23 protein-coding genes, 1 other RNA gene and 2 pseudogenes are annotated in these 25,315 nt (G+C 72.1%); 18 read left to right on the top strand and 8 right to left on the bottom strand.

The features are described from left to right. Positions 1-22: 22 nt before the first annotated feature. Positions 23-1,282 carry a serine/threonine-protein kinase gene (locus tag ACIQWR_RS04395; RefSeq protein WP_404005085.1) on the top strand — a complete coding sequence of 420 codons (1,260 nt, stop codon included), beginning with the start codon at positions 23-25 and terminating at the stop codon, positions 1,280-1,282. Positions 1,283-1,567: 285 nt separating this feature from the next. Here the strand turns inward: ACIQWR_RS04395 and ACIQWR_RS04400 are convergent, their stop codons facing one another. Next, on the bottom strand, positions 1,568-2,605 hold the full coding sequence (locus tag ACIQWR_RS04400; protein WP_404005087.1) for an isopenicillin N synthase family dioxygenase: 1,038 nt from the start codon (positions 2,603-2,605) through the stop codon (positions 1,568-1,570). Between the two features lie 324 nt (positions 2,606-2,929). Between ACIQWR_RS04400 and prfB the strand changes: the two genes are divergently transcribed. Beyond that, entirely contained in the window at positions 2,930-4,039 is a 1,110-nt protein-coding gene (prfB, locus tag ACIQWR_RS04405; protein ID WP_404005089.1) for a peptide chain release factor 2, read from the top strand. Positions 4,040-4,141: 102 nt separating this feature from the next. Here prfB and ACIQWR_RS04410 read toward each other — a convergent pair whose 3' ends face one another. After that, the gene (locus ACIQWR_RS04410; protein ID WP_283448847.1) at positions 4,142-4,336 is read right to left on the bottom strand and encodes a hypothetical protein; all 195 of its coding nucleotides are present in this window, start codon (positions 4,334-4,336) and stop codon (positions 4,142-4,144) included. Positions 4,337-4,561: 225 nt separating this feature from the next. Between ACIQWR_RS04410 and ftsE the strand changes: the two genes are divergently transcribed. The 5 genes from ftsE to ssrA all read left to right on the top strand — a co-directional run bounded on the left by ftsE (position 4,562) and on the right by ssrA (position 8,422). After that, the gene (gene ftsE / locus ACIQWR_RS04415; RefSeq protein WP_283448848.1) at positions 4,562-5,251 is read left to right on the top strand and encodes a cell division ATP-binding protein FtsE; all 690 of its coding nucleotides are present in this window, start codon (positions 4,562-4,564) and stop codon (positions 5,249-5,251) included. A gap of 9 nt (positions 5,252-5,260) precedes the next feature. Beyond that, positions 5,261-6,184: a permease-like cell division protein FtsX gene (gene ftsX, locus ACIQWR_RS04420; protein ID WP_404005090.1), complete on the top strand. Its 924-nt coding sequence runs from the start codon at positions 5,261-5,263 to the stop codon at positions 6,182-6,184. 67 nt (positions 6,185-6,251) lie between these two features. Next, positions 6,252-7,445, top strand: a complete 1,194-nt coding sequence (locus ACIQWR_RS04425; RefSeq protein WP_404005091.1) for a S41 family peptidase — start codon at positions 6,252-6,254, stop codon at positions 7,443-7,445. Between the two features lie 18 nt (positions 7,446-7,463). Then, on the top strand, positions 7,464-7,949 hold the full coding sequence (smpB, locus tag ACIQWR_RS04430; RefSeq protein ID WP_404005093.1) for an SsrA-binding protein SmpB: 486 nt from the start codon (positions 7,464-7,466) through the stop codon (positions 7,947-7,949). 84 nt (positions 7,950-8,033) lie between these two features. Continuing rightward, positions 8,034-8,422, top strand: a transfer-messenger RNA (tmRNA) gene (ssrA, locus tag ACIQWR_RS04435). Between the two features lie 89 nt (positions 8,423-8,511). Here the strand turns inward: ssrA and ACIQWR_RS04440 are convergent. The 3 genes and pseudogenes from ACIQWR_RS04440 to ACIQWR_RS04450 form a co-directional block, all read right to left on the bottom strand. Continuing rightward, positions 8,512-8,766 (bottom strand): annotated as a pseudogene (locus tag ACIQWR_RS04440) (Txe/YoeB family addiction module toxin); the annotation flags it as partial. Then, positions 8,763-9,038, bottom strand: coding sequence for a type II toxin-antitoxin system Phd/YefM family antitoxin (locus ACIQWR_RS04445; RefSeq protein WP_404005095.1), 276 nt, complete (start codon positions 9,036-9,038; stop codon positions 8,763-8,765). The gene ACIQWR_RS04445 and the pseudogene ACIQWR_RS04440, both read right to left, overlap by 4 nt. A 27-nt stretch (positions 9,039-9,065) precedes the next feature. Further along, the gene (locus ACIQWR_RS04450; protein WP_404005096.1) at positions 9,066-9,347 is read right to left on the bottom strand and encodes a hypothetical protein; all 282 of its coding nucleotides are present in this window, start codon (positions 9,345-9,347) and stop codon (positions 9,066-9,068) included. 3 nt (positions 9,348-9,350) lie between these two features. On the opposite strand from ACIQWR_RS04450, the gene ACIQWR_RS04455 reads away from it, so the two are divergent. After that, complete coding sequence (locus tag ACIQWR_RS04455; protein WP_404005098.1) at positions 9,351-9,695, top strand: hypothetical protein; 345 nt, start codon at positions 9,351-9,353, stop codon at positions 9,693-9,695. Positions 9,696-9,786: 91 nt separating this feature from the next. Here ACIQWR_RS04455 and ACIQWR_RS04460 read toward each other — a convergent pair whose 3' ends face one another. Beyond that, positions 9,787-11,076 carry an MFS transporter gene (locus ACIQWR_RS04460; RefSeq protein ID WP_404005099.1) on the bottom strand — a complete coding sequence of 430 codons (1,290 nt, stop codon included), beginning with the start codon at positions 11,074-11,076 and terminating at the stop codon, positions 9,787-9,789. A gap of 102 nt (positions 11,077-11,178) precedes the next feature. Here ACIQWR_RS04460 and ACIQWR_RS04465 point away from each other — a divergent pair, with 102 nt between their 5' ends. From ACIQWR_RS04465 to ACIQWR_RS04500, 8 genes are all read left to right on the top strand, one after another. Then, positions 11,179-12,147, top strand: a complete 969-nt coding sequence (locus tag ACIQWR_RS04465) for a LysR family transcriptional regulator (RefSeq protein ID WP_404005100.1) — start codon at positions 11,179-11,181, stop codon at positions 12,145-12,147. Between the two features lie 112 nt (positions 12,148-12,259). Continuing rightward, positions 12,260-13,621 carry a nitrate/nitrite transporter gene (locus ACIQWR_RS04470; RefSeq protein ID WP_404005101.1) on the top strand — a complete coding sequence of 454 codons (1,362 nt, stop codon included), beginning with the start codon at positions 12,260-12,262 and terminating at the stop codon, positions 13,619-13,621. A gap of 99 nt (positions 13,622-13,720) precedes the next feature. Beyond that, positions 13,721-14,875 carry a uroporphyrinogen-III synthase gene (locus ACIQWR_RS04475; RefSeq protein WP_404005102.1) on the top strand — a complete coding sequence of 385 codons (1,155 nt, stop codon included), beginning with the start codon at positions 13,721-13,723 and terminating at the stop codon, positions 14,873-14,875. 215 nt (positions 14,876-15,090) lie between these two features. After that, positions 15,091-15,651, top strand: a complete 561-nt coding sequence (locus tag ACIQWR_RS04480; RefSeq protein ID WP_404005103.1) for a GNAT family N-acetyltransferase — start codon at positions 15,091-15,093, stop codon at positions 15,649-15,651. 64 nt (positions 15,652-15,715) lie between these two features. Then, the gene (locus ACIQWR_RS04485) at positions 15,716-16,285 is read left to right on the top strand and encodes a CGNR zinc finger domain-containing protein (protein ID WP_404005104.1); all 570 of its coding nucleotides are present in this window, start codon (positions 15,716-15,718) and stop codon (positions 16,283-16,285) included. A gap of 137 nt (positions 16,286-16,422) precedes the next feature. Beyond that, on the top strand, positions 16,423-18,729 hold the full coding sequence (locus tag ACIQWR_RS04490) for a HelD family protein (RefSeq protein ID WP_404005105.1): 2,307 nt from the start codon (positions 16,423-16,425) through the stop codon (positions 18,727-18,729). A 480-nt stretch (positions 18,730-19,209) separates the two neighbouring features. Next, positions 19,210-20,634 (top strand): NAD-dependent malic enzyme, encoded by a 1,425-nt coding sequence (locus ACIQWR_RS04495; protein ID WP_404005106.1) that lies wholly within the window; start codon positions 19,210-19,212, stop codon positions 20,632-20,634. Between the two features lie 315 nt (positions 20,635-20,949). After that, complete coding sequence (locus ACIQWR_RS04500; protein ID WP_007264399.1) at positions 20,950-21,231, top strand: HU family DNA-binding protein; 282 nt, start codon at positions 20,950-20,952, stop codon at positions 21,229-21,231. A gap of 174 nt (positions 21,232-21,405) precedes the next feature. On the opposite strand, the gene murA is transcribed toward ACIQWR_RS04500, so the two are convergent. Further along, positions 21,406-22,752, bottom strand: a complete 1,347-nt coding sequence (murA, locus tag ACIQWR_RS04505) for a UDP-N-acetylglucosamine 1-carboxyvinyltransferase (RefSeq protein WP_399267610.1) — start codon at positions 22,750-22,752, stop codon at positions 21,406-21,408. Between the two features lie 274 nt (positions 22,753-23,026). Between murA and ACIQWR_RS04510 the strand changes: the two genes are divergently transcribed. Further along, a complete protein-coding gene (locus ACIQWR_RS04510; RefSeq protein ID WP_354384012.1) occupies positions 23,027-23,587 on the top strand; it encodes a YqgE/AlgH family protein in 561 nt (186 codons plus the stop codon). Positions 23,588-23,616: 29 nt separating this feature from the next. Next, positions 23,617-23,898 (top strand): DUF3039 domain-containing protein, encoded by a 282-nt coding sequence (locus tag ACIQWR_RS04515; protein WP_351053399.1) that lies wholly within the window; start codon positions 23,617-23,619, stop codon positions 23,896-23,898. A 210-nt stretch (positions 23,899-24,108) separates the two neighbouring features. Here ACIQWR_RS04515 and ACIQWR_RS04520 read toward each other — a convergent pair. Beyond that, a pseudogene (locus ACIQWR_RS04520) lies at positions 24,109-25,240 on the bottom strand (RNA-guided endonuclease InsQ/TnpB family protein). Between the last annotated feature and the right edge of the window lie 75 nt (positions 25,241-25,315).

The raw sequence follows: 25,315 nt of genomic DNA on the forward strand, positions 1-25,315 counted from the left end.
GCCAGCCGCTGAGGGAGCAGTCGTGGCACGGAAGATCGGCAGCCGGTACACCGCGCACCAGATCCTTGGGCGCGGCAGTGCGGGCACGGTATGGCTCGGCGAGGGGCCCGAGGGCCCCGTCGCCGTCAAGCTGCTCCGTGAGGACCTCGCGTCCGACCAGGAGCTGGTGGGGCGATTCGTCCAGGAGCGCAGCGCGCTGCTCGGCCTGGAGCATCCGCACGTCGTCTCGGTCCGCGACCTCGTCGTGGACGGCAACGACCTCGCACTCGTGATGGACCTGGTCCGCGGTACGGACCTGCGGACCCGGCTCGACCGCGAACGGCGGCTCGCCCCCGAGGCGGCGGTCGCGATCGTGGCCGACGTCGCGGACGCGCTCGCCGCCGCGCACGCGGCCGGGGTGGTGCACCGCGACGTCAAGCCCGAGAACGTGCTGCTCGACATGCAGGGTCCGATCGGCCCGGGCGGGGCGCACCCGGCGCTGCTCACCGACTTCGGCGTCGCCAAGCTGATCGACTCCCCGCGCCGGGCCGCGCCGCCGCCGGGCGGCAGCCGGGCCGTGGCGCCGACCACCCGGATCATCGGTACGCCCGACTACCTCGCCCCCGAGATCGTCGAGGGCCTGCCGCCGCGCGCCGCCGTGGACATATACGCGCTCGCGACCGTCCTGTACGAGCTGCTCGCCGGGTTCACGCCCTTCGGCGGCGGGCACCCGGGGGCGGTGCTGCGGCGGCACGTCACCGAGACGGTGGTGCCGCTGCCGGGGATCCCCGACGAGCTGTGGCAGCTGATGGTCCAGTGCCTGGCCAAGGCCCCCGCCTCGCGGCTCAGGGCCTCCGAGCTGTCCGCCCGGCTGCGGGACCTGCTGCCCCTGCTGAGCGGGATGCCGCCGCTGGACGTCGACGAGCCGGACGACCTGGAGGAGGAGCCCGAGGAGGCCGCCCCGGCCCCCGCCGATCCGGTGCGCAGGCGGGGCGTGGTGCCGCTGGTTCCGGGGTCGGCGACGGACTCGAACCGGGACACGCACACGTCGATGCGGGTGCCGGGGCCGGACGAGTTGGCCGGGGGTGCGCTGGGGACGGCCCGGGTGCCGCGGCCCGCCGGCGGGCACCGGCCGGGGTCCGCGCGGCACCGGGCCGACACCGTGCGCAAGCGGCGGCTGATGCTGTCCCTGGCCGGGGCCGTGTTGGTGGTGGCCGTGTCCGTCGGCGGCTGGCTCGCCGCGTCCGGCGAGGACCCGGCGCCCGCCCAGGACAGCAAGCAGTCCGTCCCGTCCCGGCCGTAGCCGTTGGCGCCGCTCGTTCTGCCCTCCGGGGGCGCCTCAATCGCCGGCGAGGCTGGAGTGGGCCCGCCCCCGGTGGACGAGTTCAGGTGCCGGCCCCGCCCTCCGGGGGCGCCTCAATCTCCCCCAGCTAACGCTGGGAGGTGCCCCCGGGAGGGGCTCGACTTGGCCCGGCTCTTGTTTTGTCCGTCCCTCTGGGGCGCCTCGACTCCTATTCGTGCTGCACCCGACCGCTAGGGCCGGCAAGAACCAGCCCCGCCGGCGATTGAGGCGCCCCCGGTGGGAGGGTCAGGCGGCCAGGAGCGACGGGTGCCAGCGGCGGGCCACTTCCGGGTGGGCGCGGACCCAGCCCTTCAGCTCGTTGCGCCCGTACTCCGCGTGCAGCGGATTCGCCGCGTCCTGCGCGAGCCCCGGCGCCGCCCGCAGGTAGTCGCCCGGGACCGTCTCGACGACGGAGTCCAGCCGCGGGTTGTAGAAGAACGGCACCGAGTACCGCTCCACCGCCCCCGGCGGGCTGACCACCCGGTGGTCGGTGGCCCGCAGGTACCCCTGGGTCGCGATCTCCAGCAGCTCGCCCAGGTTCACCACGAAGGCCCCCGGCAGCGGCGGCACGTCCAGGAAGCCGTCCCTGCGGCGGACCTGGAGCCCGCCCACCGCGTCCTGGAGGAGGAGGGTGAGGAAGCCGTAGTCCTTGTGCGCCCCCACCCCCTGGTCCGTCCCGGACGGCGCGGAGCCGGGGTAGCGGATCAGCTTGGTGTGCAGGTGGGGGCGGTCCGCGAAGGCCGCGTCGAAGAAGTCCGCCGGGGCGCCGATGGACGCGAGCAGCTCCTGGAGGAGGCGGTGGGCCACCGCCGCCAGCCGGGACTGCCACTCCAGGACCACGGTCCGCAGCTCGGGCAGGGCCGCGGGCCACTGGTTGGGCCCCTCCAGCCACAGGTACGCCGGGTCCCCGGGCCCCACCGGCGGTGCGGCCCGCTCCGCGCCCACGTCCAGCTGGTCGCGCCAGTCGGAGGCGCCGCCGGTGAGCTCGTGCCCGATCCGCGTGTACCCCCGGAAGTGGGGGGAGTTCAGGTTGCTCACGGCGAGCCGGTCGGCTTCGGGGAGCGCGAAGAAGGCGCGGGTCACGGCCAGGATGCGGGCGCTCTCGTCGGCCCCGATCCCGTGTCCGGTCAGGTGCAGGAAACCGGTGTCCCGGGCGGCGGCGTGCAGCTCCGCGCGGAAGGCGTCCCGCTCGGCGGGGTCGTCGGCCCGGGAGAGGTCCAGGACCGGGAGGGCGGCGGGGAGGGTCGCGGGAAGGGAGAGAGGGGACGGGTGCGCGGACGGCATGACGGCTCCGTTTCGGATGTCACGTGGTCCTGTTCCCCAGAGGTGGCGGGGACAGCGGGTGGGAGGGGGCCGCCGACAGGGGTGGCGTCGGGGCCGCGCGAGCCGCGTACAGGACCGGGGGCGAATCGATCAGCTGGGGAAATCAGGCTGTGGTTCGGTCCGGCGGCAGACAGCCCGTCGTCGTGACACGCATGTAGTCCACATGGCGGCGGATCACGAGGAAGACGGTCATACGCCGAGCGTACGCCCGTTCGGGACGCCCTTCGTAGAGGGGTATCCGGCCTGGCCGGACGGGTCCGTCCGGGGACCGGCTACGCTGGACCCGTGGCAGTCGTCGATGTTTCCGAAGAGCTGAAGTCCCTCTCCTCGACCATGGGGTCGATCGAGGCCGTCCTGGACCTCGACAAGTTGAGGGCCGAGATCGCCGTGCTCGAAGAGCAGGCCGCGGTGCCGTCCCTGTGGGACGACCCGGAGGCCGCGCAGAAGATCACGAGCAAGCTTTCGCACCTCCAGGCCGAGGTCCGCAAGACCGAGACCCTGCGCGGTCGGATCGACGACCTCGAAGTCCTCTTCGACCTCGCCCAGGAGATGGACGACGCGGACACCCTGGCCGAGGCCGAGACCGAGCTGGTCTCGGTCCGCAAGGCGCTGGCCGAGATGGAGGTCCGTACCCTCCTGTCCGGTGAGTACTCCGAGCGCGAGGCCCTGGTCAACATCCGGGCCGAGGCCGGTGGCGTCGACGCCTCCGATTTCGCCGAGCGCCTCCAGCGGATGTATCTGCGCTGGGCCGAGCGGCACGGCTACCCGACCGAGGTCTACGAGACCTCGTACGCCGAAGAGGCCGGCATCAAGTCGACCACCTTCGTGGTCAAGGCGCCGTACGCCTACGGCACCCTCTCGGTCGAGCAGGGCACGCACCGCCTCGTCCGGATCTCGCCCTTCGACAACCAGGGCCGTCGCCAGACCTCCTTCGCGGGCGTCGAGGTGCTGCCGGTCGTCGAGACCAGCGACCACGTCGAGATCGACGAGACCGAGCTGCGCGTGGACGTCTACCGCGCCTCGGGCCCCGGCGGCCAGGGCGTCAACACGACCGACTCGGCCGTGCGCATCACGCACCTCCCGACCGGCATCGTCGTCTCCTGCCAGAACGAGCGCTCGCAGATCCAGAACAAGGCCAGCGCGATGAACGTCCTCCAGGCCAAGCTGCTGGAGCGGCGCCGCCAGGAGGAGAAGGACAAGATGGACGCCCTCAAGGACGGCGGAAGCTCCTGGGGCAACCAGATGCGCTCCTACGTCCTGCACCCGTACCAGATGGTCAAGGACCTGCGGACCGAGTTCGAGGTCGGCAACCCGCAGGCGGTGCTCGACGGCGAGATCGACGGCTTCCTGGAAGCCGGCATCCGCTGGCGCAAGCAGCAGGAGCAGGCCTCCTAAGGCCCCTGAACAGCCGAGAAGCCCGGACCCCTGGCAAGGGGTCCGGGCTTCTTCGATCGGTACGTGCGGCTCCCCGCGGGCCGTACGGGCCCAGGCGGCTGCCTACGCAGCCTGGTGCGCCACCAGCGCGAGCGCCGCCACGAGCACCACCATGAGCGCGATGAGCGTCATGGGGTTGAGGTTGGCGAAGGGGCGGTCCTCCTGCTGGAGGCGCTCCCTGTTCGCCCGGCACACCGGGCAGCGGCCCTGACTGACGGGCGCGGCGCAGTTAGCGCACACGAGCCGGTCATATGTCATGCGCTGTCCTCCTCTCGTCCCCATGTACAACGGCAGTGGGAACCAGTCCGTTCCCCCTACCACTGTGCCAGCTCCCACGACATTCGGCGCGGCCCGTCCGGGCAAACGCGATCCGAGCTCTCCCGCACCGGGGGATATAACGGACAACTCCGGATGCCGGGTCCCTAGCCTGCGCCCATTCGCGTATGGTCACGCTCACCTACTCCCGGCGACCGTGGTGCACCCGTGATCCGATTCGACAGTGTGTCCAAGTACTACCCGAAGCAGAGCCAGCCGGCACTCAGGGACGTCTCCCTGGAGATCGTCAAGGGCGAGTTCGTCTTCCTGGTCGGCTCCTCCGGCTCCGGCAAGTCCACCTTCCTGCGGCTGATACTGCGCGAGGAGCGGGCCAGCCAGGGGCAGGTCCACGTACTGGGCAAGGACCTCGCCAGACTCTCCAACTGGAAGGTCCCGCACATGCGGCGCCAGCTGGGGACCGTCTTCCAGGACTTCCGCCTGCTCCCGAACAAGACGGTCGCGGAGAACGTGGCCTTCGCCCAGGAAGTCATCGGCAAGCCCCGCGGCGAGATCCGCAAGGCCGTCCCCCAGGTCCTGGAGCTGGTCGGACTGGGCGGCAAGGAAGGCCGGATGCCCGGCGAGCTGTCCGGCGGTGAGCAGCAGCGCGTGGCCATCGCCCGGGCCTTCGTCAACCGCCCGGCGCTGCTCATCGCGGACGAGCCGACCGGCAACCTCGACCCGTCGACCTCGGTCGGGATCATGAAGCTGCTGGACCGGATCAACCGGACCGGCACCACCGTGATCATGGCGACGCACGATCAGCAGATCGTCGACCAGATGCGCAAGCGTGTCATCGAACTCGAACAGGGCCGTCTCGTGCGCGACCAGTCGCGCGGCGTCTACGGCTACCAGCACTGAAAGGACGCCATGCGCGCCCAGTTCGTCATGTCGGAGATCGGCGTAGGCCTCCGCCGCAATCTCACCATGACCTTCGCGGTCATCATTTCCGTGGCCCTGTCGCTGGCCCTGTTCGGTGGCTCCCTGCTCATGCGCGACCAGGTGAGCCAGATGAAGGGCTACTGGTACGACAAGGTCAACGTCTCGATCTACCTCTGCAACAAGAACGACGCCGAGGCCAGCTCCGGCGCCGCCTGTGCCAAGGGCGCGGTGACGGCGGAGCAGAAGAAGCAGATCGAGGCCGACCTCAAGAAGATGGACCTCGTCGAGACGGTCGCCTACGAATCGTCCGACGACGCCTACAAGCACTACAAGGAGCAGTTCGGGCACACCGCCCTGGCCGCCTCCATCACCCCGGACCAGATGCCCGAGTCCTTCCGCGTGAAGCTGAAGAACCCGGAGAAGTACAAGGTCATCACCACCGCCTTCGCGGGGCGGGACGGGGTCCAGTCGGTGGAGGACCAGCGGACCGTGCTGGACAACCTCTTCCGGCTGCTCGGCTACCTCAACGTGGCCGCGCTCGCCATCATGCTGATCATGCTCGTGGTGGCGCTGCTGCTGATCGTCAACACGGTGCGCGTCTCGGCGTTCAGCCGTCGGCGGGAGACCGGGATCATGCGGCTGGTGGGAGCCTCCAGCTTCTACATCCAGGTGCCGTTCATCATGGAGGCCGCGTTCGCCGGGCTGATCGGTGCGGCGCTCGCCTGCGGCATGCTCGTCTCCGGCCAGTACTTCGTGATCGACCACGGCGCGGGGCTGCGCCAGAAGATGGAACTGATCAACTTCATCGGCTGGGACGCGGTCCTCACCAAGCTCCCGCTGGTGCTGGTCATCGGTCTGCTGATGCCCTCCCTCGCGGCGTTCGTGGCGCTGCGCAAGTACCTGAAGGTGTGACGAGCGCCCCGCGGGCGGTCCGGCCAACCAGCCGTGCCGGCGCGGGGCTTGTCCTAGACTCGGCGCCATGCCGGGCCGCCGCGTCCCTCTCTGTCTCCGGCCCCGCGACCTGCGTCGCGGGGCCGCCGTGACGTTGGCGCTGCTCGGCGCCCTGGGCGGGCTGGGCGCCGCCGTCAGCTCCGGGTACCGACCCGACCCGGGCGAGGGGGGACGTACCCCCACCGGTACGAGGGCCCCCGCGCCCGCCGGCGCCGGGAAGCCCGGGACGGCCGACCGGGACGCCGTCGCCCGGGCCGCGGCCGAGGCCGTCGCTGAGGGCAAGTCGGGCAAGAGCGCCGCCCAGGACGTCGTCAGCCGCAGCGGGGACCGCTGGGGCGTGGTCTACGACCAGGGCGAGTACGCCTCCTTCGAGGACGACCTCGACGGCCGCTACACCGGGGTCGGGCTCTGGACCGAGCGCGGCCCCGACGGCCGGATCGCCGTGACCCGGGTGCAGCCCGACGGACCCGCTGCGCGCGCCGGACTGCGCGCCGGCGACCGGCTGACCCGGGTGGACGGGGAGCCGGTCACCGGCTCCACGGTGGCCCAGGTGGTGGCCCGGCTGCGCGGGGACGCCGGCACCGCGGTCACCCTGGAGGTCGTGCGCGACGGCGCGGACCTGACCGAGACGGTGCGCCGGGCGCGGCTGAGCACCGAGGCCGTGACGGTCCGCGAGCTGGGCAAGAAGGTGGTCGTCATCAAGGTGTCCTCTTTCACCCGCGGCTCGGGCGAGCGGGTCCGGGAGGCCGTGCGCGCGGCCCCCGCCGGGGCCGGGGTGCTGCTGGACCTGCGCGGCAATCCGGGCGGCCTGGTCACCGAGGCGGTGACGGCCGCCTCCGCCTTCCTGGACGGCGGTCTGGTGGCGACGTACGACGTGCGGGGCGCCCAGCGCGCCCTGTACGCGGACCGGGGCGGGGACACCGCCCGGCCGCTGGTCGCGCTGGTCGACGGCGGCACGATGAGCGCGGCCGAGCTGGTCACCGGCGCGCTCCAGGACCGGGGGCGGGCCGTGACGGTCGGCAGCCACACCTTCGGCAAGGGGTCGGTGCAGATGCCGACGGAGCTGGCGGACGGCTCGGTGGCCGAGCTGACGGTGGGGACCTACCGCACTCCGGCGGGCCGCAGCCTGGACGGCCGGGGCATCAGCCCGGACCTGACGGCCGCCGAGGGCGCCGAGGAGCGGGCCCGCACGGTATTGGGTGGCCTCGGGGTGGGTCCTTAGTGCAAAAATGGCCGCACTATGGCTAAGGAAAAAGGGCGCAAGCTGATCGCCCAGAACAAGAAGGCGCGACACGACTACACGATCATCGACACCTACGAGTGCGGTCTCGTGCTCACCGGTACCGAGGTCAAGTCCCTGCGCCAGGGCCGTGCCTCGTTGGTGGACGGCTTCGTCTCGGTGGAGAGCGGCGAGGCGTGGCTCTACAACGTGCACGTGCCGGAGTACAGCCAGGGCACCTGGACCAACCACAGCGCCCGCCGCAAGCGCAAGCTCCTCATGCACCGCGAGGAGATCAACAAGCTGGACTCGAAGACCGGCGAGACGGGCAACACGATCGTGCCGCTCGCGCTGTACTTCAAGGACGGCCGGGCCAAGGTCGAGATCGCGCTCGCGAAGGGCAAGAAGGAGTACGACAAGCGCCAGTCCCTGCGGGAGCAGCAGGACACGCGCGAGACGAACCGGGTCATTTCGGCCGTGAAGCGCAAGGAGCGCGGCCAGCTGTAATCTCCTGGCATCCCGTGGTCCACTTCGCGTACCATGGGCGCAGCACCTCCCCGCAAGGGTCGTGCGCCTTTGAAAAATCAACATGGGGATGATCGGTTTCGACAGCGGATGTCGATGCAGGGGAAGCGAGCCGAGGAAGCGGCAATGATCTCGTTAACCACCTGTCGCAAAAAATAATCGCCAATTCCAACAGCGATAACTCCCGCTTCTCCCTCGCTGCCTAATAACAGCGAACTGAAGCCTCTGTGAGGAGCGTCAGCCCGGGGATGGTCCCGACCCGGATCCTGGCGTCAATTAGGGATCTAAACCTCTAGCCCCGGTCACGGGGGGTAGGGGGAAACCAAACAGTGACTGAGCCCGTCGGAGACTTGTCCGTGTGATCTCCGGGGCCGAGAAAAGCGCAGCGGAATGCGCTCGGAGAAGCCCTGCTTCTGCACCGCTGGACGCGGGTTCGATTCCCGCCATCTCCACACCCCATGTGGGCGAAGGCCCCGCGAGCCGTAGAGGCTGCGGGGCCTTCGTCATGTCCGGCGCCGATGTCGGGTCGCTCGTCCCGCGGTAAGTAGTGGTAGCGGGCCTTGAGGACCTTCACTTCCTTCTCGTCGGCCCTGTACACGAGGCGGTGCTCATCGTCGATGCGGCGGGACCAGTAGCCCGTGAGGTCGCCCTTCAGGGGCTCGGGCTTGCCGATGCCGGCGAACGGGTCGCGTTGGATCTCGCCGATCAGGCGGTTGATCCTGCGTGCCATCTTCCGGTCGGAGGCGAGCCGGAACCGGAAGTCCTCCCAGGCGTCAGGATCGAAGTGGACGCTCCTCACTCCTCGCCCCCGGCCAACTCCCTCAGCTCGTCCATGGTCGTGGCGACGACGGCCGCGCCTTCCCGGTCACGGGCAACGGCCGCCATCAGGCGCTGGGCGTTGGCCGGTGACCGCAGCAGGTAGACGGTCTCCTGCCAGGAGTCGTAGTCGTCGGCGGACATGAGCACGGCATCGCCGTTGCGCGAGGTGATGCGCACCGGGGCGTGATCGGTGTTGACCCGCTCGATGAGCGGGAAGAGGCCGGCCCGCGCTTCGCTGGCACTTATGGACATGCTGGGCTCCCTTCGTCTCGTACGAGTTTACGGTACGAGAGTGGTACGGGAAAGTGGTGCGACCGTGACCGTCGCGATCAGGAAGGCCACCACCGCCGCGGTGGTCGGGAGGGCGTAGGACGTGGTGGGGCCCCAGTGGTCGACGGCGGCGCCCGCGGTGGCCGAGCCGGCCGCGATGCCCGTCCGGCCGGGGCGTGTACCGATCCGGTGGTCGCGGCCGTTGTCACTGCCCGGGCCCGGCCCCGGCGCTAGGCTGCGAACACGTCCCGCTGGTGGGCGGGCGGGCAGTTCGAGACGGAGGAGGGGCATCCCATGACCACCGCTACCGCGGGCGGCTCGGGCATCCCGGCGATGCCGGAGCGCACCCCGAGGGCGCTGCGCGAGGCCATCGCCCGGCACGCTCCCCAACTCCTGGCGGACTTCGACGCCCACTGGCGACGGGACATCGCCGATGCCTACGACATCGCACCGGTCCCGGCCTTCATGGCCCGCTGGTGGGGCGAGTACGCCATCGCCCGGGACCCGCTGCTGGAGCAGCGGGTGCACCGGCTGGAGGACGAGGCGGGCGAGGCGACGGACACCGACCGCGCCAGGGCGCTCCTGGAAGAAGCGGGGCACATCCGTCGGGACGCGCGCCAGACGGAGCCCGGCCGGTGATGGTGGACTTCATGGGGCCGCCGTGGCCGGCGGGCCGGGTGGCAGCGGCGCGCACGTACCGGGACGGCCTTCCCTGAAGTGCGCGGGCAGATCACCGAGGGCATGACCGAAGAGATCTTCTGGCAGTGATGCAGAGGGCGACCGCGGCCGCGGTGGTCGGGAGGGCGTAGGACGTGGTGGGGCCCCAGTGGTCGACGGCGGCGCCCGCGGTGGCCGAGCCGGCCGCGATGCCCGTCAGGATGGCGGTGACGGCCAGGGTCATGCCCTCGTTGAGGCGGGCCGCCGGGGTGGCGCGCTGGACCAGCGACATGGCGGTGACCATCGTCGGGGCGGTGGCCATGCCCGCGAGCAGCAGGGCCGCGGCCAGGGCGGGCACCGATCCGGTGGTCGCCGCCGCCCAGGGCAGGGCCATCAGTGCGGCCAGGGCGCTGACGCAGCCCAGCAGGCCGCGCGGGCGCACGGCGCCGTAGAGCAGGCCGGCCGCGCAGGAGCCCGCCGCCTGGAGGGCCAGTACCGGGCCGGCGGTCGCGGCCAGGCCGTGGCCGGTGAGGTAGGCGATCGAGGTGACCTCCATCGAGCCGAAGACCGCGCCCAGCGCCAGGAACAGCGCCAACAGCCCCGGCAGCCCCGGGGAGCGCAGTGGCGAGCGGTGCCGGGTGCGTCCGGCGGGCGGGGGCTCGGTGGCCCGCCGGGAAGCGAAGAGGAGCATGCCGGTGAGCAGCAGGGCCGCGCCGGTGAGGGTGCCCGCCTCGGGGAAGGCCAGGGAGCACAGGGTGGCGGCGAGGACCGGGCCGAGCAGGTAGCACAGCTCGTCGGCGGCCTGCTCGAAGGACATCGCGGTGTGCCGGGCGGCGGGGGAGTCGCGCAACAGGTGGGTCCAGCGGGCCCGGGAGAGGCCGCCGATGTTGGGGGTGGTCGCGGTGGCGGCGTAAGAGGCGAAGAGGGTCCAGGCGGGGGCGTGCGTACGGACGCACCACACCAGGCAGAGCGAGCCGAGGACCGCGATCAAGGTGGCGGGGAGGGCGATCCGGGCCTGGCCGTGCCGGTCGACGAGCCGGGCGGTGAAGGGCGCGACGACGGCGGTGGCGGCGAGGCCGGTGGCGGTGACCGCCCCCGCGAGGGCGTACGAACCGCGCTGGCCCGCGATCATCAGGACCGCGCTGATCCCGAACATGCCCATGGGGAGCCGGGCGAGGAGGTTGCCCGCGGTGAAGGCCCGGGCGCCCGGGACGGCGAACAGGCGCCGGTACGGGCCCGGGGCGCGGCGGCGCGCGGCGGCGGGGGTCCGGCCCCGGGCGGGTGCGGCGGCGAGGACGAGGGTCGCGCCGGTGACGGTCATCAGCGGGGCGGCGGGCCGGGCGGCGGGCGCGGTGAGGGGCATGCGACAAGCCTCGGGGCGGGGCCCGGGCGCGGTCCAACACCTGTTCCGGGGTGATTCACGCACCCCTGTTGTGAATCGGGGCGGGCCGGATAGGCTGCCGCGGTGAACGCGCGCGAGGTGGACCCCCGGCTGCTGCGCGCCTTCGTCGCCGTCGCCGAGGAGCTGCACTTCACCCGGGCCGCCGCCCGGCTGTACGTCGCCCAGCAGGCCCTCAGCCGCGACATCGGCCGCCTCGAACGCACCCTGGGCTCCCGGCTCTTCGTCCGCACGACCCGCCAGGTCGAGCTCACGGCCGACGGGGAACGGCTGCTGCCGCACGCCCTGCGCGTGCTGCGCGCCCACGCCGCACTCGCCGCCGCCTTCGGCGCGACCGAGCGGCCCCTGCTCGTCGACCTCAACTCCGAAGGCCCCGGCACCGCCCGCCAAGTACTGGACCGGGCCCGCGAACTGGCCCCGGACCAGGAGCTGATGGCCCGCTTCGAGAGCGGGCTGACGCACAGCGCCGGGGAGATCGCCGCCGGCCGCCTGGACGTGTCCTTCGGCCGGTTCGGCGGCCTCGCCCCGGCCCTGCGCGCCCGCCTCGCCCACCAGCCGGTGCGCTTCGAACCGCTGGCCGTCGTCCTGCCCGAGGACCACCCACTGGCGGCGCTGGCCACCGTGCCCGTCGCCGCGCTGGCCGGTGAGACCGTCTACGCGGGCGCCGGGAACCCGCGCACGCTGGAGTGGACCGACCTGGCCCGGCGCCTCTTCGCGGGACGCGGCACCGCGCTGGCCCCGCCCGCGCCCGTCGCGGTCGGCAAGGAGGAGTTCCGCCGGGTCATGGCCAGGACCGGCCACCCGGTGCTGGCCACCGTCGACTTCCCCGACATGCCGGGCTGCGTGCGCCGGCCGCTGACCGACCCCGTGCCGCTCTCACCGCTGTCCATGGTGTGGCGCGAGGGCTTCGACCACCCCGGGCTGAGCGCGCTGCGCACCGCCGCGGCCGGGCTGGGCGCCGTACGCGGCTGGCTCGACCTGCCGGACGGCGGCTGGCTCCCCGACGGCGACGCGGAGCTCATGCGCTCACACTGAGCCGCCGCGCCGGGTGAGTGCACGGTATCCCCGCGGTCATCCGGCGGGGACCGGGGGCGAAACGAGCCGTCCCTACGGTCGTCATCACGGACACGAGAGCAGTGGAGGCGTGATGACCGCACCGCGCACGGGCGGCCGCTGGATCGAGCGGTGGGATCCCGAGGACGAGACCTTCTGGCAGGAGACGGGGCGCCGGGTGGCCCGGCGCAACCTCCTCTACTCGGTGCTCTCCGAGCACATCGGCTTCTCGATCTGGTCGCTGTGGTCGGTGATGGTCCTCTTCATGGGCCCGGGCTACGGCATCGACGCGGCCGGGAAGTTCACCCTGATCGCCACCGCGACCTTCGTCGGCGCGCTGGTGCGGATCCCGTACACCTTCGCCGTCGCCCGCTTCGGCGGCCGCAACTGGACGATCTTCAGCGCGCTGACCCTGCTCGCGCCGACGGTGGCCGCGCTGGTGGTGATGGAGCCGGGGACCTCGTACGGGACCTTCCTGCTGGTCGCGGCCCTGACCGGGGTCGGCGGCGGGAACTTCGCCTCCTCCATGACCAACATCAACGCCTTCTTCCCGCTGCGCGAGAAGGGCTGGGCGCTGGGCCTGAACGCGGGCGGCGGCAACATCGGCGTCCCCGTCGTCCAGCTCGCCGGACTGCTGGTCATCGGCGTGGCCGGGGCCGGGCACCCGCGGATCCTGCTCGCCGCCTACATCCCGCTCATCGTGGTCGCGGCCGCGGCGGCGGCCGCGCGGATGGACAACCTGGCGCCCGTGCGCAACGACACCGGCGCCGTCCGCGAGGCCCTGCGCGACGCGCACACCTGGATCATGTCGCTCCTGTACGTCGGCACCTTCGGGTCCTTCATCGGCTACAGCTTCGCCTTCGGGCTGGTCCTGCAGACCCAGTTCGGCCGGACCCCGCTCCAGGCCGCGTCGCTGACCTTCATCGGGCCGCTGCTCGGCTCGCTGATCCGGCCCGTGGGCGGGCGGCTCGCCGACCGGTACGGCGGCGCGCGGATCACCCTCGCCACCTTCGTCGCCATGGCGGCGGCCACCGGCGTGGTCATCACGGCCTCGGAGCGGTCCTCGCTGCCCGTGTTCCTGACCGGGTTCGTGGCCCTGTTCGTGCTCAGCGGGCTCGGCAACGGATCGACCTTCAAGATGATCCCCGGCATCTTCCAGGCCAAGGCGCTCGCCCGGGGCATGGGCGGCGAGGCCGCGGCCGCCTACGGGCGACGCCTGTCCGGGGCCGCCATGGGCCTCATCGGGGCCGTGGGCGCGCTCGGCGGGCTGGGCATCAACCTCGCCTTCCGGGAGGCCTTCACCACCTCCGGCACGGGCACCACCGCCTTCGCCACCTTCCTCGGCTTCTACGCCGTCTGCTGCGCGGTGACCTGGGCGGTATACCTTCGCCGGACCGCCGCCCGGCCCGGCACCGCCCCGGACACGGCCGCGAAGCCGCAGCTCACGTCGGTGTAACGGCGGTTAACGGCGCCGAAATACGGGTGAACCGAGCCTGACACGACGCCTTGACAGGCTCGGCACACCCTCACACCCCCTTGCGCAAGGCAGGTCACCATGGACGACACACAGGCCGGCCCGTCCGCCACCGGACCGCTCGCCGGATTCACGGTGGGGGTCACCGCCGCGCGGCGCGCCGACGAGCTCATCGCGCTGCTGCGGCGGCGCGGGGCGGTGGTCCTGCACGCGCCCGCGCTGCGGATCGTGCCGCTCGCCGACGACAGCGAGCTGCTGGCCGCGACCAAGGAACTCGTCGCATGCCCGCCCGACACGGTGGTCGCGACCACCGCCATCGGCTTCCGCGGCTGGATCGAGGCCGCCGACGGCTGGGGGATCGGCGAGGAGCTCCTGACCCGGCTGCGGGCCACGGAGCTGCTGGCGCGCGGGCCGAAGGTGAAGGGCGCGGTCCGGGCCGCCGGGCTGGTCGAAGCCTGGTCGCCGAAGTCGGAGTCGCTCGCGGAGGTACTGGACCGGATGCTCGCCGGCGGGGTCGCCGGCCGGCGGATCGCGCTCCAGCTGCACGGGGAGCCGCTGCCCGGGTTCGTGGAGGCGCTGCGGGAGGCCGGGGCCGAGGTGGTCGTCGTACCGGTGTACCGGTGGATGCCGCCGGAGGACCTGGCGCCGCTGGACCGGCTGCTGGACGCGGTGGCCGCGGGGAGCGTGGACGCCGTCGCCTTCACCTCGGCGCCCGCCGCGGCCTCGCTGCTCGCGCGGGCCGCGGAGCGGGGGCTGACGCAGCCGGTGCTGGACGGGCTGCGCGCGGGCGTGCTCGCGGCCTGCGTGGGGCCGGTGACGGCGCTGCCGCTGGAGGCGCAGGGGGTGGACACCGTCCAGCCCGAGCGCTTCCGGCTGGGGCCGCTCGTGCAGGTGCTGTGCCAGGAGCTGCCGGGGCGGGCCCGGGTGCTGCCGGTGGGCGGCCACCGGGTGGAGATCCGGGGCCACGCGGCGCTCGTGGACGACGAGCTGCGGCCGGTGCCGCCCGCGGGGATGGCCCTGCTGCGGGCGCTGGCCCGGCGGCCCGGGTGGGTGGTGGGCCGTGCGGAGCTCCTGCGGGCGCTGCCGGGGGCGGGCCGTGACGAGCACGCGGTGGAGACGGCGATGGCGCGGCTGCGGGTGGCGCTGGGGGCGCCGAAGCTGATCCAGACGGTGGTCAAGCGGGGCTACCGGCTGTCCCTGGACGCGGGCGACTGCTCGGGGCCCGACGGGGGGTGAGCGGCCCGGACCCCGCGCCCGGAGGGCGGGTGCGGCGCCGCCGCCGGGGCTCTGCCCCGGACCCCGCGCCTCAAACTCCCCCAGCTACCGCTGGGAGGGGCCCCCGGGCGGGGCTGGGTTTCGCCCGGGATGGCCCTGCCCTCACCAGGGGCCACCTTTCAGCGCTGCTGGTGGCCATTCCCGCCCCGCCGGGCAGCGGTCGGTACCGTGGCCCGATGATCGCTGATGGAGTGGACATACGGGAGATCGTCCTCGGGGACGCCGCGGGGCTGGCCGACGTGCTCGTGCGCAATCGTGCGCACATGGCGCCCTACGAGCCGCCGCGCCCCGCGGACTTCTACACCGAGCACGGGCAGCGCGAGCGGATCGGGACGGCGCTCGCGGACCGGGACGCCGGGCGCACCCGGCAGTACGTCCTCGTCGACACGGAGACGGACGGCGGCGGCGCACCGCTGCTCGGCACCATCACCCTCCAGAACATCGTGCGCGGCCCCCTGTGCAGCGCCAGCGTCGGCTACTGGATCGACGGGGAGCGGACCGGCCGGGGCCTGGCCTCCGCCGCGCTCGCCGAGGTGATCCGCGTGGCCCGCGACGAGCTCGGCCTGCACCGGCTCGCGGCCGGGACCCTGCTGGACAACCTCGCCTCGCAGCGCGTGCTCGCCAAGGCCGGCTTCGAGGAGTACGGCGTCGCGCCCCGCTACCTGTACATCGACGGGGCCTGGCGCGACCACCGGCTCTTCCAGCTCCTCCTGCACGACGATCCGCCCGCTGCATGAGGCTTCCGCCCGGGCCCGCACCGGGGGCACTCTGGTGGGGCGTCGACCGAGGCGGGTGACGGGCATGTGGTTCGAGTCGGGACGGGTCTGCCTGGACCTGGTGGCCACCTCCGGGCCGCCCGAGGGGATCGCGGACAGCGGCGGGTTGAGCCTGTGGCTCACCGGGGCCGGGCTGGTGCCCGGGCGGACCCCGCCCGCCCGCGTGCAGGCGGACTGGCTGGAGCCCTTCCGCGCGCTGCGGGCGGACGTGGCCAGCCTGGTGGCGGCCGAGCTGAGCCACCGCGAGCCCGCCGAGGAACCGCTCGCCCGGGTCAACGCGCGGGCCGCCGGTCCACCCCCGGCACTGTGTGCCGTACGCGACCACGACGGCCACCTGGTGCGCGAACTGTGCGGCGGGGCCGCCGCGGTGGGCTGCGCGGCGCTGCTCGCGGCGGTCGCGCGCGACGCGGTGGAGCTGCTCACCGACCCCGGCGACCGCGACCGCCTGCGGGCCTGCGAAGGTGAGGGATGTACCCGGGTCTACCTGGACACCTCGCGCGGCCACCGGCGGCGCTGGTGCTCCAGCGAACTCTGCGGAAACCGGGAGCGGGTCGCCCGGCACCGCGCCCGGGTGCTCGCCGCGCGTCCCGCGTAGCGCATACACACTCATATCGGCCGCATGGCGCCTTTCGCGCCCGTGTTCCGCGCGCCCGCGCGCGGAACGGGCGTGCGGCACCCGCTTTGTTCGCGTACGGTTGACGGTCGCCCAATGCACGTCAGAAGGGGGCCTTGGTGGCCGCGCAGGATGCCGCTGTCGACAGCACGGCGGATTCCGTCCGCGATCGCGAGATCGCGGTCGAGCAGACTCATCTGGACCAGGTGTACCGCCGCCTTGAGGAGAAGATCCACGAGGCCGAGTTCCTGATGGACGACGCGGCCAAGCGGGGTCAGGTCGGTACCCCCGGCGCCCTCGCGGAACGCGACGCCCAGGTCTTCCGCGCCGGGATCCATCTCAACCGGCTCAACAACGAGTTCGAGGACTTCCTCTTCGGACGGATCGACCTCGTCCTCGGCAGGGACGGGGAGCGGGGCGCCGACGGCGCCTTCACCTCCGTCGAACCGGCCGAGGACGCGATCCGCCCCGACCTCACCGCCGACATCGCCGAAACCCTCCACATCGGACGGATCGGCGTGCTCGACAACGATTACGCGCCGCTCGTGATCGACTGGCGCGCGCCCGCCGCCGCGCCGTTCTACCGCTCCACCCCCAAGGAGCCGGGCCGGGTGGTGCGCCGCCGGGTCATCCGCTCCAAGGGTCGCAAGGTGCTCGGCGTCGAGGACGACCTGATGCGCCCCGAGGTGACCGCCTACCTCGACGGCCGGGAGCTGCCCGTGCTCGGCGACGGCGCGCTGATGGCCGCGCTGGGCCGGGCCCGTACGCACTCCATGCGCGACATCGTCTCCTCCATCCAGGCGGAGCAGGACATGGTCATCCGGGCCCCCGCCGCCTCCGTCGCGGAGGTCGCCGGCGGCCCCGGCACCGGCAAGACGGCCGTCGCCCTGCACCGCGCCGCCTACCTGCTCTACCAGGACCGGCGGCGCTACTCCGGCGGGATCCTGATCGTCTCGCCGACCCCGCTGCTCGTCGCCTACACCGAGGGCGTGCTGCCCTCGCTCGGCGAGGAGGGCCAGGTCGCCATCCGGGCGCTCGGCTCGCTGGTCGACGGCGCCGAGGCGAGCACCTACGACGAACCGGCGGTCGCCCGGGTCAAGGGCTCCTCGCGGATGCTGCCGATCCTGCGCAAGGCCGTACGGGGCGCCCTGGAGCTGGGCGGCGCCCCCGAGCGGCTGCGCGTGGTGGCCTTCGGGCGCCGCCAGGAGCTGGAGGCCGACGACCTGAACCGGATCCGCCAGGTCGTCCTCGGCGGCACCGCGCCGGTCAACCTGCTGCGCCCGCGCGCCCGCAAGCTGCTGCTGGACGCCCTGTGGGCCAAGTCCGGCGGCGCGGGGCGGCACACCGACCGGGAACTCGCCGCCGAGCTGCGCTCCGGCTTCGACGAGGACATCTCCACCGAGGACGTCTTCATCGAGTTCCTGAACGCCTGGTGGCCCGAGCTGACCCCGCGCGGGGTCCTCGCCAGCATGGCCGACGAGCGGCGCCTGGGCCGCTGGGCCCGCCGGGTGCTGAACCCGCGCGAGACCCGGCTGCTGGCCCGCTCGCTGCGCCGTACGGGTGCGGACGGCAAGGGTCCGCTCTCGGTGCACGACGTGGCGCTGCTGGACGAGCTCCTGCTGCTGATCGGCGCCCCCGCTCGCCCCAAGCGCAAGCGTGACCTGGACCCGCTGGCCCACCTCACCGGCCTGGAGGAGCTGATGCCGGGCCGCGAGGAGACCCAGTGGGAGCGGGCCGAGCGGCTGGCGGCGGAACGCACCGAGTACGCGCACGTGATCGTGGACGAGGCCCAGGACCTGACGCCGATGCAGTGGCGGATGGTGGGCCGCCGCGGCCGGACCGGCACCTGGACGGTGGTGGGCGACGCCGCCCAGTCCTCCTGGAGCGACCCGGAGGAGGCGGCCGCGGCCCGAGACGAGGCGCTGGGGAGCCGCCCGCGCCGCAAGTTCACGCTGACCGTGAACTACCGCAACCCCGCCGAGATCGCCGAGCTGGCGGCCCGGGTGCTGCGCCGGGCCATGCCGGGGATGGAGCCGCCGACCGCGGTCCGCTCCACCGGCCTGGAGCCGCGCTTCACCGCGGCCGGCGAGGACCTGGGCGCGTGCGTGCGCGAGGAGACCCGGCGGCTGCTGGAGCAGGTCGACGGCACGGTCGGCGTCGTCGTGTCGATGGACCGGCGCGCGCAGGCGGCCGAGTGGCTCGCGGAGCTGGGGCAGCGCGCGGTGGCGCTCGGCAGCCTGGAGGCCAAGGGCCTGGAGTACGACGCCACGGTGGTCGTCTCCCCGGCGGAGATCGCCGAGGAGTCCCCGGCGGGCCTGCGGGTGCTCTACGTGGCCCTGACCCGCGCGACGCAGCAGCTCACGGTGGTGTCCGGCGCGCTCGACCGGCCCGACGGGGCCGGGGTGCCGGAGCTGCTGCGGGACTGAGGCCCGTACGGGCGGTCGTACGGGCCCGCCGGGGCGCGTACGGCCATCCGGTCGGCGACCGGAAGCATGGCCGCTCAGGTCAACTGCTGTGAGGGGGGACGCTCGCGGCCAACCTTTGTTAGCCTGGGGTACGGCACCGACTCGATCCAAGCCCCCGGGCCCAACCTTCGTCGCCTAGAGCGACCACTTGCCGCGAGGCGAGCATGGCGGGTCGGTGTCGTACACGTAGAGAACAGGTCCGCGTCCCCCGCTCCAGGCGGGGGGCGCGGGCCTTTTCTGCGTTCGGTCCGCGGTCGGTCGGGCTTCGGCGGGGCTTTCGCGATACCTACAAATCTCGTATGGTGGAAGTGTCTTTCCGAAATTTGTAGCTGGTTACCTCATACCGGCCGGTAGGTGGGACGATCGGACAACAGGTCCTGCCGCGCCTGCCGTGTGCGGGGCCCGTGTACAGCGAACCTTGGACAGCAGAGGAACACGGACATGGCAACGGCGCCCAGCGTCTCGTACTCGATGACGGTCCGACTGGAAGTGCCCGCGAGCGGTACCGCGGTCTCCCAGCTCACCACCGTCGTGGAGTCCTCCGGAGGGTCGGTCACCGGCCTCGACGTGACCGCCTCCGGCCACGAGAAGCTCCGGATCGACGTCACCATCGCGGCGACGTCCACGGCCCACGCGGACGAGATCGTCGAGAAGCTGCGCGGGATCGAGGGCGTGAGCCTGGGCAAGGTCTCCGACCGCACCTTCCTGATGCACCTCGGCGGCAAGATCGAGATGGCGTCGAAGCACCCCATCCGCAACCGTGACGACCTCTCCATGATCTACACCCCGGGCGTGGCCCGCGTGTGCATGGCGATCGCCGAGAACCCCGAGGACGCGCGCCGCCTGACGATCAAGCGCAATTCCGTCGCAGTCGTGACGGACGGGTCGGCCGTCCTGGGTCTGGGCAACATCGGCCCGATGGCCGCGCTGCCCGTCATGGAGGGCAAGGCGGCCCTCTTCAAGCGCTTCGCGGGCATCGACGCGTGGCCGATCTGCCTCGACACGCAGGACAGCGATGAGATCGTCGCGATCGTCAAGGCGATCGCCCCGGGCTTCGCCGGGATCAACCTGGAGGACATCTCCGCGCCGCGCTGCTTCGAGATCGAGGCCCGGCTGCGCGAGGCCCTGGACATCCCCGTCTTCCACGACGACCAGCACGGCACCGCCATCGTCGTCCTCGCCGCCCTCACCAACGCACTGCGCGTGGTGAACAAGGCCGTTGGCGACGTGAAGGTCGTCATGTCCGGCGCGGGCGCGGCCGGTACGGCCATCCTCAAGCTGCTCCTCGCCGCGGGCGTCAAGAACGTCGTCAGCGCCGACATCCACGGCGTCGTGCACGCCGGCCGGCCCGACCTGGTCGACGCCGACAGCGAGTCGCCGCTGCGCTGGATCGCCGACAACACCAACCCCGAGGGCTACACGGGCACGCTCAAGGAGGCCGTCGTCGGCGCCGACGTCTTCATCGGCGTCTCGGCCCCGAACGTCCTGAACGGCGATGACGTGGCCGCCATGGCGGAAGGCGCCATCGTGTTCGCGCTCGCGAACCCGGACCCCGAGGTGGAGCCTGCCGTGGCCCGCCAGACGGCCGCCGTCGTGGCCACCGGCCGCTCGGACTTCCCCAACCAGATCAACAACGTGCTGGTCTTCCCGGGCGTCTTCCGCGGCCTCCTGGACGCCCAGTCCCGGACGGTCAACACCGGCATGATGCTGGCCGCCGCGACCGCGCTGGCCGACGTCGTCACCGAGGACGAGCTGAACGCGAACTACATCATCCCGTCGGTCTTCAACGACAAGGTGGCGGGCGCCGTGGCCGGTGCGGTCCGCAAGGCCGCCTCCGCCGCTGTGACGGGCCCCACGTCCGCCTGAGCCACCGGGCGTCCCTCCCCGGCGCGTCGCGGGATGCGGGCCCGCCGGGGCGCCTCTAGGGTTGCGGGGATGCCCGCGTGGTGCGCGGTCCGCGTCCCACCGGTGCGGACAGAGCGTCACAGCGGCGTGACTGTGGCGCTTTTCGTGTGACCCTGGCGGGTGCCGGATTGGCTTTCCCGCCGCTGGTGGGGGCAGGATGCGTAACCGGGCGAGAGGGTCTGACGTTCAGACCCGGGTCCGGGGACTGTCCTAGGGCCCTGGCAGCATCGGCTTCGATCTCACGCCTCATAGGCAAGTTGAACACGGGAGTACAACATGAACCGCAGTGAGCTGGTGGCCGCTCTGTCCGAGCGCGCCGAGGTGACCCGCAAGGACGCCGACGCCGTTCTGGCCGCGCTCGCCGAGACCGTCGGCGAGATCGTCGCCAAGGGCGACGAGAAGGTCACCATCCCCGGCTTCCTGACCTTCGAGCGCACCCACCGTGCCGCTCGCACCGCGCGCAACCCGCAGACCGGCGACCCCATCCAGATCCCGGCCGGCTACAGCGTGAAGGTCTCCGCGGGCTCCAAGCTCAAGGAAGCCGCCAAGGGTAAGTAAGTCCCCCTTGCAGGCCCCTGGCCAGCAGTAGTACCGCGTGGTGCCGCGTCCGGCGCGGCACCTACGCGAGAAGGGCGGCCACCCCCTCGGGGGTGGCCGCCCTTCTGCTTGCCCGCCCGCGGGCCCCGCAGGAGCCGCTGGGGCTCTCCGCGGGCCGGCCGGGGCCGGACGGGACTAGACGAGGTCGCCGTTCGGCAGCTCGACCTTCGCGCCCAGTTCCACGAGCTTCTCCATGAAGTTCTCGTAGCCGCGGTTGATCAGGTCGATGCCGTGCACTCGCGAAGTGCCCTCGGCCGCCAGGGCCGCGATCAGGTACGAGAACCCGCCCCGGAGGTCCGGGATGACCAGGTCGGCGCCCTGCAGCTTGGTGGGGCCGGAGACGACCGCCGAGTGCAGGAAGTTGCGCTGACCGAACCGGCACGCCGAGCCGCCCAGGCACTCCCGGTACAGCTGGATGTGTGCGCCCATCTGGTTCAGCGCGGAGGTGAAGCCCAGACGGGACTCGTAGACCGTCTCGTGGACGATGGAGAGCCCGGTCGCCTGCGTCAGCGCCACCACCAGCGGCTGCTGCCAGTCGGTCTGGAAACCGGGGTGGACGTCCGTCTCCAGGTGGATCGCCTTGAGCGGGCCGCCCGGGTGCCAGAAGCGGATGCCCTCGTCGTCGATCTCGAAGGCGCCACCGACCTTGCGGAAGGTGTTCAGGAACGTCATCATCGAGCGCTGCTGCGCTCCGCGGACGTAGATGTTGCCGCCGGTCGCCAGGGCCGCGGAAGCCCACGAGGCGGCCTCCAGGCGGTCCGGGAGCGCCTTGTGGTTGTAGCCGCCGAGCTCGTCCACACCGGTGATGCGGATGGTCCGGTCGGTGTCGACGGAGATGATCGCGCCCATCTTCTGCAGGACGCAGATGAGGTCTTCGATCTCCGGTTCGACGGCCGCGTTGCTCAGCTCGGTGACGCCCTCGGCCAGGACGGCCGTCAGCAGCACCTGTTCGGTCGAGCCGACCGACGGGTAGGGCAGGCGGATCTTGCAGCCGCGCAGCCGCTGCGGGGCCTCCAGGTACTGACCGCCCTCGCGCTTCTCGATGGTCGCGCCGAACTGGCGGAGCACGTCGAAGTGGAAGTCGATCGGCCGGCCGCCGATGTCGCAGCCGCCCAGGCCCGGGATGAAGGCGTGGCCGAGGCGGTGCAGCAGCGGGCCGCAGAAGAGGATCGGGATGCGCGACGAACCCGCGTGCGCGTCGATGTCCGCCACGTTGGCGCTCTCGACGTAGGTGGGGTCGAGCACCAGCTCGCCCGGCTCCTCGCCGGGGCGGACGGTGACGCCGTGCAGCTGGAGGAGGCCGCGCACGACCCGCACGTCGCGGATGTCCGGAACGTTGCGGAGCCGGCTGGGTGAGCTGCCGAGCAGAGCGGCCACCATGGCCTTCGGCACGAGGTTCTTCGCGCCGCGGACACGGATCTCGCCCTCGAGCGGGGTACCGCCGTGGACAAGCAGTACATCGTCACTGACTGTGCCGGTCATGAATCTCGCGTTCCGGAGAGGTGTGGGCAGGGGGCCAGGGAAAAGGGTAAGCGGCAGGACCCCCTGGTATGTAAGGCCGACGTGGCCGTATGACTGTCATGAATTCGCCACAGCACCCTATGTGTCCGCCAAATAGCGGAGTGTTGCCTTCCGGCCGCCTCCGGAAGGCCTCCCGGGTGCGCGCTCCCGCCTGCCGCCGTGCGCCCTGAGCTGCGCACGATCACTTATCGCCGTCCGCTCCCCCCGGAGGGCGAATGTGCGAGACGATGGCCGCATGACCGAGGTGTCCTCCCTCACAGGGCGGTTGCTCGTGGCCACCCCCGCCCTCGCGGACCCGAATTTCGACCGCGCCGTGGTGCTGCTGCTCGACCACGACGAGCAGGGATCGCTCGGCGTGGTCCTGAACCGGCCCACTCCGGTGGGCGTGGGCGACGTCCTGCTGCCCTGGGCCGCGCTGGCCGGCGCCCCCGGGGTGGTCTTCCAGGGCGGTCCGGTCGCCCTGGACTCCGCCCTGGGCGTCGCGGTCATCCCCGGCGAGGAGGGCCCGCTGGGCTGGCGCCGGGTGCACGGCGCGATCGGCCTGGTCGACCTGGAGGCCCCGCCGGAGCTGCTGGCCAGCGCCCTGGGCTCGCTGCGGATCTTCGCCGGCTACTCCGGCTGGGGCCCCGGTCAACTGGAGGACGAGCTGGGCGAGGGGGCCTGGTACGTCGTGGAGTCCGAGCCGGGGGACGTGGCCTACCCGGTCCCCGAACAGCTCTGGCGGGCCGTCCTGCGCCGCCAGCGCAGCGACCTCGCGATGGTCGCCACCTATCCGGACGACCCGTCGCTCAACTGACCCGGCCGGGGTTCAGTACTCTGGCTTGTATGAGCACTCTTGAGCCCGAGCGCGGGTCTGGCACGGGAACCCTCGTCGAGCCGACGCCACAGGTTTCCCACGGTGACGGCGACCACGAGCGCTTCGCCCACTACGTCCAGAAGGACAAGATCATGGCGAGCGCCCTCGACGGGACCCCCGTCGTCGCGCTCTGCGGCAAGGTCTGGGTACCGGGTCGCGACCCGAAGAAGTACCCGGTCTGCCCCATGTGCAAGGAGATCTACGAATCCATGGGTTCCGGCGGGGACAAGGACAAGGGCAAGGACAAGTGACATCCTCGCCCCCCGCGTGAGCGGGGGGCGATTCCCTCTCTGGCGTCCGCATGAGCGGTGCGCGTCGAGGCTGGTTCCTGGTTCCTTCCCGCGGTGAGCGGGGATCGTGCACGGTGCCAGGACAGGTCCTGGTCTTCTCTGTGCTCCACAGGCGTTTACCCGCGCCGTTACCGGTGCGGGGCCCCATGTCCTGGGGTGGATGGTGCAGCTCTAAGTGGCGCGGATGCGCCGCCCTTCGTGTTTGACGTTGATCGCGGCGTTGTGGTCCCGGTCGTGCCGGACGCCGCACCTTCCACAGGTCCAGGTCCTGATGTGCAGGGGTTTGGGGCCGTCACGGTAACCGCAGGCGGAGCACACCTGTGACGACGGGAACGCCCGGTCCACCTTGGTCAGAGTGCGCCCGTATCGGCAGGCCTTGTACTCCAGCATGGTGACGAACGCCGACCATCCGGCGTCGTGCACGGACTTCGCGAGGTGGGTGCGGGCCAGGCCCTTCACGTTCAAGGTTTCCACACTGACCGCTTGGTTCTCGCGCATCAGCCTTGTGGAGAGCTTGTGGTGGAAGTCCTTGCGCGCGTCCGCGACCTTCGCGTGCGCGCGGGCGACGACGATCCGAGCCTTTCTCCGATTACGGCTGTCCTTCGCCTTACGGGACAGGCGGCGCTGTTCGCGTTTGAGTTTTTTTCTCGGCCCTGCGCAGGAATCTGGGTGACTTCACCCGTGATCCGTCAGCCATGACGGCGAAGTGAGTCAGTCCCAGGTCGATGCCTTGGTCGGTGTCGCATGCGGGCAGGGCGTCATCGGCCGGATCCGTCGACACGGCGAACGAAGCGAAGTACCTTCCCGCCGGATCCTTGATCACGGTCACGGACGACGGGATCGAGGGCAGAGCGCGGGACCAGCGGACCCTGACCCGTCCGATCTTCGGAAGCCGGAGCTTCCTGTCCGTGGTGATCGACCAACTCGCGTTCGCGGTGAACCGGATGGCCTGACGGCCGTCGCGTTTCGATTTGAAACGCGGCTCACGGAGCCTTGGCCCCGCCCGGGTGCCCGTCAGGGAGGCGAAGAAATTGGTGTACGCCGCATCCAGGTCACGCAGGGATTGCTGCAGCACCACGGCGGACACTTCGCCGAGCCAGGCCCGTTCGGGTGTCCGCTTCGCCTGGGTGATCAGCCGCTTGGACAGGTCGGCGGACTTTGGAAAGGGCAGCCCCTGGGCGTGGGCGTCACGCCGCATCCGGAGGGCGTCGTTGAAGACCGTGCGTGCGCACCCGAACGCCCTCGCCAGATCCGACCGCTGCCCGGCGCTCGGGTACAGCCGGAACGAGTACCTGAGTTGCATGGCGATCACCGTAGGCGCGCTTGCTCGGCCAGTGCGTAGAACGCCAGTTCTGATCGCTATTGAGTCTCCTCCCTC

The sequence above is a fragment of the Streptomyces sp. NPDC098789 genome, from assembly GCF_044759975.1.
Taxonomy (GTDB): domain Bacteria; phylum Actinomycetota; class Actinomycetes; order Streptomycetales; family Streptomycetaceae; genus Streptomyces.

What these genes read in the sequence shown, in the direction of transcription:
- ACIQWR_RS04445 (WP_404005095.1), bottom strand. Translation starts at nt 9,038, where the DNA reads ATGTCCATAAGTGCCAGCGAAGCGCGGGCCGGCCTCTTCCCGCTCATC.
- ACIQWR_RS04425 (WP_404005091.1), top strand. Translation starts at nt 6,252, where the DNA reads ATGCCGGGCCGCCGCGTCCCTCTCTGTCTCCGGCCCCGCGACCTGCGT.
- ACIQWR_RS04470 (WP_404005101.1), top strand. Translation starts at nt 12,260, where the DNA reads ATGACCGCACCGCGCACGGGCGGCCGCTGGATCGAGCGGTGGGATCCC.
- ACIQWR_RS04480 (WP_404005103.1), top strand. Translation starts at nt 15,091, where the DNA reads ATGATCGCTGATGGAGTGGACATACGGGAGATCGTCCTCGGGGACGCC.
- ACIQWR_RS04515 (WP_351053399.1), top strand. Translation starts at nt 23,617, where the DNA reads ATGAGCACTCTTGAGCCCGAGCGCGGGTCTGGCACGGGAACCCTCGTC.
- ACIQWR_RS04400 (WP_404005087.1), bottom strand. Translation starts at nt 2,605, where the DNA reads ATGCCGTCCGCGCACCCGTCCCCTCTCTCCCTTCCCGCGACCCTCCCC.
- ftsX (WP_404005090.1), top strand. Translation starts at nt 5,261, where the DNA reads ATGCGCGCCCAGTTCGTCATGTCGGAGATCGGCGTAGGCCTCCGCCGC.
- ACIQWR_RS04475 (WP_404005102.1), top strand. Translation starts at nt 13,721, where the DNA reads ATGGACGACACACAGGCCGGCCCGTCCGCCACCGGACCGCTCGCCGGA.
- ACIQWR_RS04495 (WP_404005106.1), top strand. Translation starts at nt 19,210, where the DNA reads ATGGCAACGGCGCCCAGCGTCTCGTACTCGATGACGGTCCGACTGGAA.
- ACIQWR_RS04410 (WP_283448847.1), bottom strand. Translation starts at nt 4,336, where the DNA reads ATGACATATGACCGGCTCGTGTGCGCTAACTGCGCCGCGCCCGTCAGT.
- murA (WP_399267610.1), bottom strand. Translation starts at nt 22,752, where the DNA reads ATGACCGGCACAGTCAGTGACGATGTACTGCTTGTCCACGGCGGTACC.
- ACIQWR_RS04460 (WP_404005099.1), bottom strand. Translation starts at nt 11,076, where the DNA reads ATGCCCCTCACCGCGCCCGCCGCCCGGCCCGCCGCCCCGCTGATGACC.
- ACIQWR_RS04450 (WP_404005096.1), bottom strand. Translation starts at nt 9,347, where the DNA reads ATGCCCCTCCTCCGTCTCGAACTGCCCGCCCGCCCACCAGCGGGACGT.
- ACIQWR_RS04455 (WP_404005098.1), top strand. Translation starts at nt 9,351, where the DNA reads ATGACCACCGCTACCGCGGGCGGCTCGGGCATCCCGGCGATGCCGGAG.
- smpB (WP_404005093.1), top strand. Translation starts at nt 7,464, where the DNA reads ATGGCTAAGGAAAAAGGGCGCAAGCTGATCGCCCAGAACAAGAAGGCG.
- ACIQWR_RS04485 (WP_404005104.1), top strand. Translation starts at nt 15,716, where the DNA reads ATGTGGTTCGAGTCGGGACGGGTCTGCCTGGACCTGGTGGCCACCTCC.
- ACIQWR_RS04510 (WP_354384012.1), top strand. Translation starts at nt 23,027, where the DNA reads ATGACCGAGGTGTCCTCCCTCACAGGGCGGTTGCTCGTGGCCACCCCC.
- ACIQWR_RS04500 (WP_007264399.1), top strand. Translation starts at nt 20,950, where the DNA reads ATGAACCGCAGTGAGCTGGTGGCCGCTCTGTCCGAGCGCGCCGAGGTG.